The 14,242-nt window shown below is 48.0% G+C and carries 7 protein-coding genes; 3 read left to right on the forward strand and 4 right to left on the reverse strand.

The window, feature by feature from the left end:
* The coding region (locus tag A4R26_RS27080) for a HAMP domain-containing protein (protein WP_081169702.1) at positions 1-5,611 on the forward strand (5,611 nt) is incomplete at its 5' end.
* 72 nt (positions 5,612-5,683) lie between these two features.
* Complete coding sequence (locus tag A4R26_RS27085) at positions 5,684-6,979, forward strand: response regulator (RefSeq protein ID WP_081169670.1); 1,296 nt, start codon at positions 5,684-5,686, stop codon at positions 6,977-6,979.
* 171 nt (positions 6,980-7,150) lie between these two features.
* Here A4R26_RS27085 and A4R26_RS27090 read toward each other — a convergent pair whose 3' ends face one another.
* Positions 7,151-7,600, reverse strand: coding sequence for a response regulator (locus A4R26_RS27090; protein ID WP_081169671.1), 450 nt, complete (start codon positions 7,598-7,600; stop codon positions 7,151-7,153).
* Positions 7,601-7,837: 237 nt separating this feature from the next.
* On the opposite strand from A4R26_RS27090, the gene A4R26_RS27095 reads away from it, so the two are divergent.
* Entirely contained in the window at positions 7,838-8,083 is a 246-nt protein-coding gene (locus tag A4R26_RS27095; protein WP_133054794.1) for a hypothetical protein, read from the forward strand.
* Between the two features lie 226 nt (positions 8,084-8,309).
* Here A4R26_RS27095 and nagB read toward each other — a convergent pair whose 3' ends face one another.
* The 3 genes from nagB to A4R26_RS27110 form a co-directional block, all read right to left on the reverse strand.
* Positions 8,310-10,217 carry a glucosamine-6-phosphate deaminase gene (nagB, locus tag A4R26_RS27100; RefSeq protein ID WP_081169673.1) on the reverse strand — a complete coding sequence of 636 codons (1,908 nt, stop codon included), beginning with the start codon at positions 10,215-10,217 and terminating at the stop codon, positions 8,310-8,312.
* Between the two features lie 193 nt (positions 10,218-10,410).
* The gene (locus A4R26_RS27105) at positions 10,411-11,988 is read right to left on the reverse strand and encodes a beta-N-acetylhexosaminidase (RefSeq protein WP_081169674.1); all 1,578 of its coding nucleotides are present in this window, start codon (positions 11,986-11,988) and stop codon (positions 10,411-10,413) included.
* A 331-nt stretch (positions 11,989-12,319) separates the two neighbouring features.
* Complete coding sequence (locus tag A4R26_RS27110; RefSeq protein ID WP_081169675.1) at positions 12,320-14,218, reverse strand: CocE/NonD family hydrolase; 1,899 nt, start codon at positions 14,216-14,218, stop codon at positions 12,320-12,322.
* Positions 14,219-14,242 lie beyond the last annotated feature (24 nt).

Here is a 14,242-nt window from a genome sequence, read left to right on the forward strand (position 1 = left end):
TACGATGGTTGACCAGTTGAACTCCTTCTCCTCGGAAGTAACGCGTGTGGCGCTGGAGGTAGGTACCGAAGGTAAACTGGGCGGACAGGCGCAGGTTAAAGGGGTGGCCGGTACCTGGAAAGACCTTACCGACTCGGTGAACGGGATGGCCAGTAACCTTACCGGCCAGGTGCGTAACATCGCCGATGTTACCACCGCCGTGGCAAAAGGCGACCTGAGCCGCAAGATCACGGTGGATGTAAAAGGAGAGATCCTTGAATTGAAAAATACGATCAATACGATGGTCGATCAGTTGAACTCCTTCTCGGCCGAGGTAACGCGCGTTGCGCGGGAAGTAGGTTCCGAAGGTAAACTGGGCGGCCAGGCAAAAATAAAAGGGGTAGGTGGGGTATGGAAAGACCTTACCGACTCGGTGAACGGGATGGCCAGTAACCTTACCGGCCAGGTGCGGAACATTGCCGAAGTAACAACCGCCGTGGCGAAGGGTGACCTTAGCCGTAAGATCACGGTGGATGTACGCGGTGAGATCCTCGAGCTGAAAAACACCATCAATACGATGGTGGATCAGTTGAACTCCTTCTCTTCAGAGGTAACGCGTGTGGCGCTTGAAGTAGGTACCGAAGGTAAACTGGGCGGTCAGGCCCAGGTAAAAGGGGTGGCCGGAACCTGGAAAGACCTTACCGACTCGGTGAACGGGATGGCCAGTAACCTTACCGGCCAGGTGCGTAATATTGCCGAAGTGACCACCGCGGTGGCGAAGGGTGACCTTAGCCGTAAGATCACGGTGGACGTAAAAGGAGAGATCCTCGAGTTGAAAAATACCATCAACACCATGGTAGACCAGTTGAACTCATTCGGTTCTGAGGTAACGCGTGTGGCGCGTGAGGTAGGTTCAGAAGGTAAACTGGGCGGACAGGCAGATGTGCCTGGTGTGGGTGGAACCTGGAAAGACTTAACGGACAGTGTAAATAAAATGGCGAGTAACCTTACCTCGCAGGTGCGTAACATCGCAGAGGTTACCACCGCGGTGGCGAATGGCGACCTTAGCCGCAAGATCGATGTGGATGTAAAGGGCGAGATCCTCGAGTTGAAGAACACCATCAACACGATGGTTGACCAGCTTCGCGGTTTTGCATCGGAAGTAACGCGTGTGGCGTTGGAAGTAGGCACGGAAGGAAAGCTGGGCGGGCAGGCCCAGGTAAAGGGAGTAGCCGGAACCTGGAAAGACCTTACCGACTCGGTGAACATGATGGCCAGCAACCTTACCGCCCAGGTGCGTAACATTGCCGAAGTGACTACCGCGGTGGCGAAGGGTGACCTTAGCCGTAAGATCACGGTGGATGTAAAGGGGGAGATCCTCGAGTTGAAGAATACCATCAACACGATGGTGGATCAGCTGAACGGCTTTGCATCGGAAGTAACGCGTGTGGCGCGTGAGGTAGGTTCGGAAGGAATGCTTGGCGGACAGGCCGACGTACCCGGTGTGGCCGGAACCTGGAAAGACTTAAACGATAGCGTAAATAAAATGGCGAGTAACCTTACCTCGCAGGTGCGTAACATCGCAGAAGTGACCACCGCGGTGGCCAATGGCGACCTTAGCCGCAAGATCGACGTAAACGTAAAAGGAGAGATCCTCGAGTTGAAGAACACCATCAACACGATGGTTGACCAGCTTCGCGGGTTTGCATCGGAAGTAACGCGTGTGGCCCGTGAGGTGGGTACGGAAGGAAAACTTGGCGGACAGGCAAATGTGCCTGGCGTGGCCGGCACCTGGAAAGACCTTACCGACTCGGTGAACCAGATGGCCGGTAACCTCACCGTTCAGGTGCGTAATATTGCCGAGGTAGCCATTGCGGTGGCTAACGGCGACATGTCGAAAAAAATTACGGTTGACGTACGCGGTGAGATCCTGCAGCTGAAAGAGACCCTGAACACGATGGTGGACCAGCTGCGCGCATTCGCATCGGAAGTAACGCGTGTGGCCCGTGAGGTGGGTACCGATGGTAAACTGGGCGGCCAGGCGTTTGTGCCCGGTGTGGCCGGTACGTGGAAGGACCTTACCGACTCTGTAAACCAGATGACCGGTAACCTTACCGACCAGGTGCGAAACATTGCCGAGGTTACGAAAGCGGTGGCAAGCGGCGACCTGTCAAAAACGGTGGCCATCGACGTTAAAGGCGAGATCCTCGATCTGAAAAATACGATCAACACGATGGTTGACCAGTTACAGGGTTTTGCATCGGAAGTAACGCGTGTGGCGCGTGAGGTAGGTACCGAAGGTAAACTGGGCGGCCAGGCCGAAGTGCGTGGCGTGGCCGGCACCTGGAAAGACCTTACCGACTCGGTGAACATGATGGCCAGTAACCTTACCAACCAGGTGCGGGGTATTGCCAAGGTGGTAACCGCGGTGGCAACCGGTAACCTGAAACAAAAACTATCCATTGTGTCACGCGGCGAGGTATCGCAACTGATAGATACCATCAATGAAATGATCGATACGCTCGCAACCTTTGCCGACCAGGTTACTACGGTAGCCCGTGAGGTGGGAGTTGAAGGCAAGTTGGGCGGACAGGCCAGTGTGCCGGGAGCCAGCGGCATCTGGAAGAACCTTACCGAGAACGTAAACCAACTGGCGCAGAACCTTACCACGCAGGTGCGTTCGATCTCGGAGGTGGCATCGGCGGTAACGAAAGGCGACCTTACCCGTACCATTCGCGTGGAAGCGAAAGGGGAGGTGGAAGCCCTGAAAGATACCATCAACCAGATGATCACCAACCTGCGCGAAACCACCTTGCGTAACCAGGAACAGGACTGGCTGAAATCGAACCTCGCCAAGTTCGGTCAGATGCTGCAGGGACAACGCGACCTGAAAACGGTAACGCAAAAGATCCTGTCGGAACTGGCGCGGGTAGTAAGCGCGCACTTTGGCGCCTTCTACATTTTGCGGCAGGATGAGGATACCAACAATGAAGTAAAACTGAAGCTGTTTGCAGCCTACGGCTACAAGTCGGATAAAAATATTCAAACTATATTCAGCATTGGCGAAGGCCTGGTAGGACAGGTGGCGTTCGAAAAAGAACGGATCATTCTCTCCAATGTGCCGGCCAATTATATTCGCATCAGTTCGGCATTGGGAAAAGCGAAACCGGCCCATGTGATCATTCAGCCGGTGTTGTTCGAAAACAACGTAAAAGCGGTTATCGAGCTGGCGTCGCTCGATACTTTCAGCCAAACCCATCTCGACTTCCTCAGCCAGCTAACCGAAAGTATCGGTATCGTGTTGAACACCATCGAGGCGAATACCCGTACCGAAGAGTTGCTGTCGCAGTCGCAGTCGCTGGCCAGCGAGTTGAAAGTACAACAGGAAGAGCTGCGCAGAACGAACGATGAGCTGCAGGATAAAGCGCTGCTGCTGGTAAAACAAAAGAACGAGGTGGAAGCCAAGAACAAGGAGGTGGAAGAAGCCCGCCGTTCACTGGAAGAAAAAGCCGAACAGTTAACGCTTACCTCCAAATACAAATCGGAGTTCCTTGCGAATATGTCGCACGAGTTGCGCACGCCGTTGAACAGCCTGCTGATCCTGGCGCAACAACTGTATGAGAACGCCGAAGGGAACCTCACGGAAAAACAAATACGCTACGCAAAAACCATTCACTCATGCGGCGATGACCTTATACAACTGATCAACGACATTCTCGACCTGTCGAAGATCGAATCGGGTTTCATTACCGCCAATATAGCGCCGGTACGTTTCTTCGAGATCACTTCTTTTGTTGAAACTACCTTCAAACCGATAGCAGAAGCGCGGCACCTGCGCTTTACAATAGAAACGGATACCCGTTTGCCGGAAAACATGGAGACCGATATTCAGCGGTTGAATCAGATCTTGAAAAACCTGTTGTCGAACTCTTTCAAGTTCACCGAAAAAGGAGAGGTGAAACTGAAGATCTACGAAGCCAACAGGAACTGGAAACCCGGAAACTCATCCCTGCTCGACAGCGCGCAACGGGTGGTTGCCTTTGCCATCAGCGATACCGGTATCGGGATCCCGCTCGAAAAACAAAGCATCATCTTCGAGGCTTTCCAGCAGGCGGAAGGAAGTACCAGCCGTAAATACGGCGGTACCGGTTTGGGGTTGAGTATCAGCCGCGGTTTAACCGAGCTGTTAGGCGGTACCATCGAACTGGAAAGTACACCCGGCCAGGGAAGTACATTCACGCTGTTCCTGCCCATAGAGAATGTTTCGGGTGTGGTAACCCGCGAGGCCCCGGCCAAACTCACCGAATACCAGTACCAACTGGGCAACGATAGCGGTGAAATTGATACGCTGTTGAATTCGATAAGGGTAACCGGTGAAGGAAATGACACCGGCGGTTTGCATATCGTAAATGAAATGATCAACGATACCGGCGACGACCGCAACAATGTACAGCCAAGCGAAAAGGCCATCCTGATCGTTGAAGACGATATCCGCTTTGGTAAGATCATTATTGAAAAAGCGCACCAGTACGGGTTGAAAGCCATTGTAGCCACCAACTATATAGAAGTATTTGATTTTATCAACCGCTTTATGCCTATTGCCATTACGCTCGATGTGAAGCTGCCAGATACCAGCGGCTGGAAGGTGATGGAGCTGTTGCGCAATGATCTCAGTTACCGGCATATACCCATTCATTTGATCTCGGGCGAAGAGAACCGGGCACTGGCATTGAAACGGGGCGCCCGCAGTTTCCGGTTAAAACCGCTGGATAATGTATCGCTCAACGACCTGTTCGACGATATAGTGGCCTTCAATAAAAAAGATGTAAAACAGATCCTGGTGGTGGAAGATAACGAGGTAGATGCATCGCAGATCGTTAAATTACTGGGTACCGACAATATGCACGTAACGCTGGCCGAAACGGGAGAAAAGGCAATGCATGAGATCAATAACAGGGATTTCGATTGTATCATCCTCGATTATTCGCTGCCCGATCTGCCGGGAAGTGAACTGGTGAACCAGGTGGCGGAAAGAAAACCGAGGCTTACGCCGGTGATCATGTATTCGGCCAAAGATTTCAATAAAAAAGAATTACAGCAGCTGAACAATGTAAGTAGCAAGATCCTGTTGAAAGGCGTAAACTCGCTCGAGCACCTGCTGGAAGAAACCATTCTGCACCTGCATATTAACCATAAGGACCTGCAGTCGGAAAAACGGAAAGTGATCGAAAATATCAGGAAGAAGGAAGATATCCTTACCGGAAAGAATATTTTAGTGGTAGATGACGACGTACGCAATTTGTTCGCACTAACTACCGTGTTTGAACGTTATAATATCAACGTGATCACGGCCGAGAGTGGTAAGGAAGCCATCAATATCATCAGGGATGACAATCCGAAGATCGATATGGTGCTGATGGATATCATGATGCCGGAAATGGATGGGTATGAAACCACGCAAAAGATCCGCCGTGAGCACAAGAACAGTACGTTGCCCATCATAGCGGTAACGGCAAAAGCGATGAAAGGCGACAGGCAGAAATGTATTGAGGCTGGAGCATCGGATTACATTACCAAACCTTTAAAAATAGATCAGTTGTTATCGCTCATGCGTGTATGGTTCTATAAATAGCATTTCAACTTTACCATTGACCATTACCATTATGACAATGACCATTGATGAAAAACTAAGAACCCGAAACAAATGCGACCTAAAATTCTGTTAGTAGATGATCGCGAAGATAATTTGATGTCTATGGAAGCCATTCTGGCTCCCGACGGCTATACGTTTGTCAAAGCAGGCTCGGGAAGCCAGGCATTGAAGATCTTGTTGAATGAGATTGACTTCGCCCTTATTCTGATGGATGTAAAAATGCCTAACCTGAATGGATTTGAAACAGCAGCTCTTATCTATGAACGCGAAAAGCTGAAACACATCCCCATCATTTTTATTACTGCCAATAATTACGGTGAGGAGAATGTGTACAAAGGGTACCGCATGGGTGCCGTAGATTATATTTACAAACCCATTAACTCTGAACTACTGCGTGCGAAGGTGGGGGTGCTGGTCGACCTGTACCGCAAGAACCATCGCCTCATTGAACAGGAAAAACGGCTTATCGTTATAAACCGTAACCTCGAAATGGAGATTGCCGAGCGCAAGGCTTCCGAAGAAAGGGTAAAAGAGCTGAACCGCCAGTTGCTCGAAAATATCGCCCTGCTTGAATCGGCTAACCGCGATCTCGACCGGTTTGCGTTCATGGCCTCGCATGACCTGCAGGAACCTTTGCGTAAGATCCGCACTTTCAGCGACCTGTTGTTTGTAAAATACCAGGATGTGCTCGACAATCCTGCCATAAATTACATCAACCGCATTCAGAATGCAGCGGTGCGTATGCAAACGCTTATCAGTGATATCCTGGCGTTTTCGCGGATCAATAATGAGAAAGACACGTTTGTCAATTACAATCTCAATCTCATTTTACAGGAAGCCGTTGATGAGCTGGATTCCACTATCCAGGAGAAAAAAGCCAGTCTTGAAATACAGGAGCTGCCTGCCATCGATGTGAACCCCGGTTTAATGCGCCCGCTTTTTGAGAACCTGTTGAGCAATGCGCTCAAGTATAGTAAAAAAGAAGAAGCACCGGTAATAAATATCCGCTCGGAAATTATTACGGCCACCACTTCGAATAAAGAACCCGTCAAATACTGCCGCATTTATGTGCAGGATAACGGTATCGGTTTCGATCAGGTGTATGCCGAACAGATCTTCGACATGTTCCGCCGCCTGCATGTGCACAGCGAGTTTGAGGGAACGGGTATCGGCCTCACGCTATGTAAAAAGATCGTTGAAAAACACAACGGGTTCATTTCGGTGCAAAGCAAGGTGAACAAAGGCTCCACCTTTATTATTTCGCTGCCGGTTAACCAGCCTACTGTTGAAAGTAGTAATGAGCCTGATGTGGGCAACATTACTATTGTTGATGTGCGGGAAAAATAATCGGGAGTTTATGGTTTGTTGTTTGTGGTTTGCCGTTCATTAATTCGTAAAATCGTTATTAAATCTTAATCTCGCTTTAATGCTGCAAAAAAGAATTTCAAATTAATAGCGCATCTCAAAGCGCGGCAGCAACAACAAACTACAAACAACAAACCACAAACCACAAACTGTTTATTGTGGATTTAAAACAAACATGGAGCGGGGCGGAAAATACAATACTTTCTTCCAGTCGATAGTAAAGATCTTTTCAAGGATCGTCTTCAATTCGGTTATAGTATGCGGTTTAATAGCATACAGGTTCGATCCCTCGCGATAACAAAACTCTATATTCTGCAGGTCGCTTAATGAAGAATACACGATGATGGGAATAGCGTCGTACTTCCGGTTTGCCCTTATCTCGCGCAAACACTGGCGTCCGTCCTTGCAGGGCATCAGCAGATCGAGGAACACTATATCCGGATTATTTTCGTCCAACAGTTTAAAAAGAATGTCGCCGTTCTCCGCCCTTGATAATACCACTTTGAATGAAAGTTCTTCAATCGCAAGTGAAAAGATCAGGTAGTCCTCGTCGTCATCCTCCGCTATTAGTACATTTGTTGGATACTGATAAGAAACATTCATATATATACTTTTTTTTAGCCTGCTTCCCGGCTTTCACCAGGGACCTCAAAACGTTAACATCACTTTGAGAAATGAAAACAAACCGTAAATACTGCAAATAATAATACCGAAAATACAATCAAAATCGCAATGATGGAATACAATTTTTAGGTTATTGTTTTATAAAAACAGTAAAGTATGCAGGCAAAATCCAGGTATATTATATTGTATTGCGACCAATGCGAAAACATGCTCGCTATGAAACAGTTGTTGCAACATCTGCCGGTTCCTGTTGAAGCGGATTGTGTAGAGAATTTTCAACAACTTTTAGATCATCTTGATAAAAGGCTGCCTGAGTTCATTATCGTCTATGTTAATATTCCGGTAAAAAGCTATATAGATTACCTGAAAAGCCTGAGGGTAAATAACGGGATCGATGAGATTCCGGTATACGTATTTACCGAATTACCCGAAAAACAAACGTTGATAGATCTGATGAATTAATGCCTTCTGAAGAGTTGTGGAGGGCGTTGTTTTGAAAAGGGTGTCATTCATTTGGGTGACACCCTTTTCTTTTAATTAACAGTTACAGGTTCCATGTTACGGCGCTTGCCCCGCTCTGCGGGGGGAATAAATACAAAGGGCAATTTCTTTCGAAATTGCCCTTTGTATTTATTGAGGATGCTTCTTTCAGGATCCCCTGAAACATGCAACTTGTAACCTGTAATATTTAAAAATGCCAGCGTACGAATGCTTCCATGGCGGCGTACTTGGTAAGCCCCAGTTGAGCGTACAGGTTTGCGGTATTGCTGTTCCTGTCTTCAGCCCGCTGCCAGAACTCGCGGCTGTCGCTTCCCTGGAAGGGCACCATGTCTTTTTGCGACTGGTGAATGAAAATGCCAAAACGCTTTTTCATTACCTGGTCGGGGCTCATGGGAATGGCCATTTCAATTTCGCTGAGGTCCCATTCCTGCCAGGCGCCTTTGTACAGCCATACCCAGCAATCTTTTATCCAGTCGTCACCGGCCTCTTTTATGCGGCGTAACGATTCAAATATGATATCGAGACACACTTTATGTGTTCCATGCGGATCGGCCAGATCGCCTGCGCAATAGATCTGATGCGGTTTTATTTTACGCAGCAGTTCCATGGTGAGCTTAACATCCTCTTCACCCATCGGTTTCTTTTCAATGGTACCTGTTTCATAAAAAGGCAGGTTCTGGAAATGGATATTCTCGTCTTTGATGCCCACATACCGGCAGGTTGCCTTGGCCTCACAACGGCGTATGAGCCCTTTTACCGACCTGATCTCCGGCGTGTCTATCTGGTTCGAGCGCTTTGACTTCAGGTATTGACGGGCTGTTTCAAGGATCTGGTTCGACTTTTTACTGTCTACCCCGAACATGTCCTCAAAACCTACGGCAAAGTCCATGAACCGGGTAACGAATTCATCGGTAACGGCAATATTACCCGAGGTTTGATAGGCAACATGCACATCGTGGCCCTGGTCGTGCAAACGCTGGAAGGTACCGCCCATTGAAATGATATCATCATCGGGGTGGGGGCTGAAGATAACACAGCGTTTGGGATATGGTTTGGTGCGCTCGGGGTGATTGGGCAAATGCAGGTCGGGTTTTCCGCCCGGCCAGCCCGTAATACTGTCGCGCAGCATATAATACACCTGCAGGTTGAGCTCGTAAGCGTCGCCTACTTCAACCAGCAGATCGCTTAAACCGTTATCACGGTAATCGATATTTGTCAAACTCAATAAAGGCTTGTTCACTTTCAGCGCCATGTTCACTACCGCCTTGCGGATCATTTTAGGCGTCCACTCCATATCGCCGGTAAGCCAGGGCGATTTGAAGCGCGTAAGATCAGATGCGGCCGCTTCATCGAGTATGAACAAACTGTCGTTATGTTGTTGCAATAATGAGGCGGGTATTTGTTCTGTAACATTATCCTCAACCGATTTTTGTACAACAGCGGTTTTGGCTGGCCCCCATGCCATCAGTAAAATACGCTTGGCTTTCAGGATGGTGCTTATACCCATCGTAACCGCCAGGCGGGGAACTTCCGAGATGTTCGCGAATTCATGTGAATTGGCGATGCGTGTACTTGTATCGAGTGTTACCAGGCGTGTGCGTGAATGAATGCTTGAGCCTGGTTCATTAAAACCGATATGCCCGTTGTTACCAATGCCCAGTACCTGCAGGTCGATTCCGCCGGCATTGTCGATCATGTTCTCATATTCGAGGCAATGTTCCTTTATCTTTTCTTTTGGCGTTTCGCCGTTGGGAATATGAATGTTCTTTGGATCGATATCGATGTGATCGAACAGATGCTTATGCATGAAGCGGTTATAGCTTTGCAGTGCATCATTGTCAATTGGATAATATTCATCCAGGTTAAAAGTGATCACGTTCCTGAAGCTCAGGTTCTCTTCTTTATGCATGCGAACCAGTTCGGCATACATTGAACGGGGTGTTGAACCTGTAGCCAGGCCTAAAACACAGGATTGGCCGGCCGCCTGTTTACTGCGGATGAGATCGGCTATTTCCCTGGCTGCGAATTTTGATCCTTCTTTTAGATCGGGATAAATACGTACTGGTATCTTCTCAAACGAATCAACCATGCTCATATATAATCGGTTTTATAGTTGCGCGAAATTAAAGTTATTTCCAGTATTCAAAAGGAAATGCGGTTCTTTTCGGGTAGAAAAATAATAGCAAACGTTTGTGTTTGAAAAGTTTTAAGTTGTAAGTTATAAGTAGTAAGTAAAAACAGCCTTTAAACCACTTATTACTTATCACTTATTACTTATCACTTACAACTTACTCAAACGTTTTGTTGTAGTTCGTACCCCATAATGTATATCGTTTGCATTGTTCCTGCAGGCGTTTTTCGAAATCGTTCCAGCTGCGTTTTTCTGAAGGGCTCCACAATACTTCACTCAGTGCGCTTACACGCGGGAAGATCATATATTCCACCTTGCTTGTATTGGCCATGTATTCGGTCCATACATTGCCCTGTGCGCCAAGAATATGTTTGCTTTCCGCTGCGCTCAGTTCTTTCGGTACCGGTTCGTATTCGTATGTTTCTTTAACGGGTGTATATCCGCCAATGGTAAGAGAATCCTCTTTTTTTGCCTGCGAGTGATCGAGATACACGTAATTACCGGGTGTCATGATCACATCGTGATCTTGTTTGGCAGCTTCAATGCCGCCCTGCTCGCCACGCCAGCTCATTACAACCGCATTGGGCGCAAGGCCGCCTTCCAGGATCTCATCCCAGCCTATGATCGTTTTTCCCTTGCTGTTGAGATATTTTTCCATGCGCTGTATAAAATAACTTTGCAGTTCATGTTCGTCTTTCAGTTTGTTAACGGCCATCCGCTTCTGGCATTTGGGGCATTTCTTCCAGCTTTCCTTGGGACATTCGTCGCCTCCTATATGCACGTACTTTGAAGGGAATAAAGGCATTACTTCATCGAGTACATTTTGCAGAAACGTAAATACCGAATCGTTGCCTGCACAGAACACTTCGTTGAACACCCCCCATGTTTGCTGCACCTCATAGGGGCCGCCTGTGCAACCCAGGTAGGGATAGGCTGTTAGGGCTGCGGAAGCATGACCGGGCATTTCAATTTCGGGCAGAACGGTAATATAACGTTTGGCAGCATAATCAACTATTTCCTTTACTTCTTTTTGAGTATAGAAGCCGCCGTAACGAATGCTGTCGTTGCCTGTACCGGGGTGGTGGCCTATGATGGTGCCATTGCGCCAGGCGCCTGCTTTGGTAAGGTTGGGGTATTTTTTGATCTCGATGCGCCAGCCCTGGTCATCAGTTAAATGCCAGTGAAAATAATTCATCTTGTGCAGCGCGATGTAATCGATATAACGTTTTACAAAACTTACCGGAAAGAAATGACGGCTTACATCCAAATGAAGGCCCCGGTATTGAAAACGCGGATAATCTTTTATGGTTAAATAAGCTACAGGTAATGAGCTTGCTTTTGTTGTTGGCAGTAACTGAAGCAGGGTTTGAACGCCATAGAAGGTGCCGGTTGCATTATCGCCGCCGATGTAAACGCCTTTTGCATCTACTTCCATATTGTAGGCGCCGGGAATGGGATGATCGAGCCGGTCGAAATTGAGGCGGATGCCGGGCGTTGCGCCTGCTTTTTTAACCACAGGCAGGGTAAAACCATATACCTGTTTCAGGTAATCGTTCAGGAAACGCGCCGGGTTTTCAAGGCCCGAGCCCTCCAGGATAATGGGTGTTTTCGCCGTTATAATGAAGGCGCCGGCAGATTCCGGCATTTTTAGTTCGGCGGGTTGAGGAATAATGTTTACCTGAGCATAGCTGTTGATTGTCAGGAAAAAAAAGGCAATAAACCAAACTTTTTTCATATTGTGTAAAATGTTAATACCCCTGGCACTAAATAGTGTCAGTAACGGGTGTTTTGTAATGAAAATAAATGAAGTATACCGCGCAGGCGCGGTACTGTGTAATCAGCCTGGTTTTAAGTGTTGAGAGACAGTGTGCGCGGTTATAAGCTCATACAACCTGAGAAAGTGCAATATAGGGTGAAAAGTTGATAAGTTGACGAGTTAACGGGTTAACGAGGTGAAAAGCTTTACATGGCCCCGGCTCGCACGGATGCATAAAAAAGCGTCCCAATAAACCGGGACGCCTAAAATGGTTAGCCTGTATTCCTCGTCAACCCGTCAACCCAAACCCCTACTTCAATACCGGAAGTATAATTGAGCTACTATTCGCTCCATCATGCCAGACCTTAATAACCGCCTTTTGAAAATCGCTGTCGCTGCACTCGTAAATGTTTACGAATTTCTGCGGGTTGCGATCGGCCAGCGGGAACCAGCTGCTTTGGATCTGTATCATCAGTTTGTGGCCTTTTTTGAATGTATGGGCCACATCGGGCAGCTCAAATTTTACCCGTTCAATTTTATTGGGCTTAAATGCTTCCGGTGCACTGAAGCTGTTGCGGTAACGGCCGCGCATAATTTCGCCGCGCACCAGCATCTGGTAACCGCCCATGGGAACGGCGCCGCCTGCATCGCGCGAGTGGTTTATACTGGCGCCGGCGTATTTGAAATCATCGGGAAACACATCGATTACCTTCACAACAAAATCGGCATCGGTTGTTGAAATGCTGGTGAGCAGGTCGGCTACAACGGTTCCTCCCAATGTTATGTCGTTCTCAAGTACATCGGTCTCGAAACTCAATACATCGGTGCGGCGTGAAGCAAAACGCTGATCATCGGTCATGTAATCGCGGGTGCGCGTGAAGTGTACATTTTCGGTATATGGCACCGGATGCGCCGGATCGCTGGTGTATTCGGTGAAACTGCTTTTGGCGGCAGGCTTGTTCCAGCCCAGTTTACCACCCGGTTGCAGGTAAATGGCTTCGTCTTTTTTATCGGCAGGGGGCCATGTTTCATATTGTTTCCATTCATTGGCGCCGGTAAAGAATACGGTAGCTTCCGCCAGTTTCGACAGGCTGCCTTTGCCTTTCAGGTAATAGTTAAAGAAAGGCATTTCTATATTGTTCTGGTACCAGGTGCTGGTGTTGCTGCCGAACTGAACATTGCCCATATGGGTGCCATTGGTTGAAGACCATTGCCCGTGATACCAGGGCCCCATTACGATCCGGTTATTATTCTTTGCTTTTTTCTCTATAGCCTCATAGGTGCGCCATGCACCAAAACAATCTTCCGCATCAAACGTTCCGCCTACAACCAGGGTGGCGGTGCCTTCCGGCACGTTGTTTACAAAATTCCTTACGTTGCGCGCCTGCCACCATGCATCGTAATTGGGATGCGCATACAGGTCTTTCCAGAATGGCAGGCTGTCACGTGTAAGCGCCATGAAATTTTTCAATGATCCGGTGCGCAAATAATAATTATAATTATCCTGGCTTGTTATGGTAACAATAGGTTTGTACCTGTTTCGGGTTGGCTGGGGACGGGGCGTTCCGAAACCGGAGGAATAGAAAGCAAATGCATCCATCAGGAAAAAGGCCCCGTTGTGATGGAAATCATCACCTATGAACCAGTCGGTCACCGGCGCCTGCGGGCTTACTGCTTTTAATGCGGGGTGACCGCTCAGCGCGGCCATGGTTGAATAAAAACCCGGATAGGAAATACCCATTACACCTACATTGCCATTGTTATTTTCAAGATTTTTGATCAGCCAGTCGATGGTATCGTACGTATCGCTTGCTTCGTCAATATCGTCTTTTGTTTTTTTGTTCGGGTTGAACGGGCGTACATCTACAAATGTGCCTTCGCTCATACAGCGGCCGCGTACATCCTGGAAAACAACCGCGTATCCCTCCCTTGCATAGTAACGGAAGTACCGTTCCCAGAAAGCGGGATTGAAATTGTTTTCGCCATACGGATGGCACGAGTAAGGCGTGCGAAGTAAGAGAATGGGATGTTTTTGTGTTACGTCTTTTGGTATGTAAGCTGCCGTAAACAGCTTTACGCCATCGCGCATGGGGATCAATGATTCTTTCTTGATATAATTTTCCCTGAACCAGGCCGAATCCTGTTCATATTGAGCGTTAATAAAACCTATAAAGTGTAGTGCGACAAGTAAAAGAAATAATTTTCTCATGATAAGCTCTTAATTTAGATGCTT

Source organism: Niastella populi (assembly GCF_002078015.1).
Classification (GTDB): Bacteria; Bacteroidota; Bacteroidia; order Chitinophagales; family Chitinophagaceae; genus Niastella; species Niastella populi.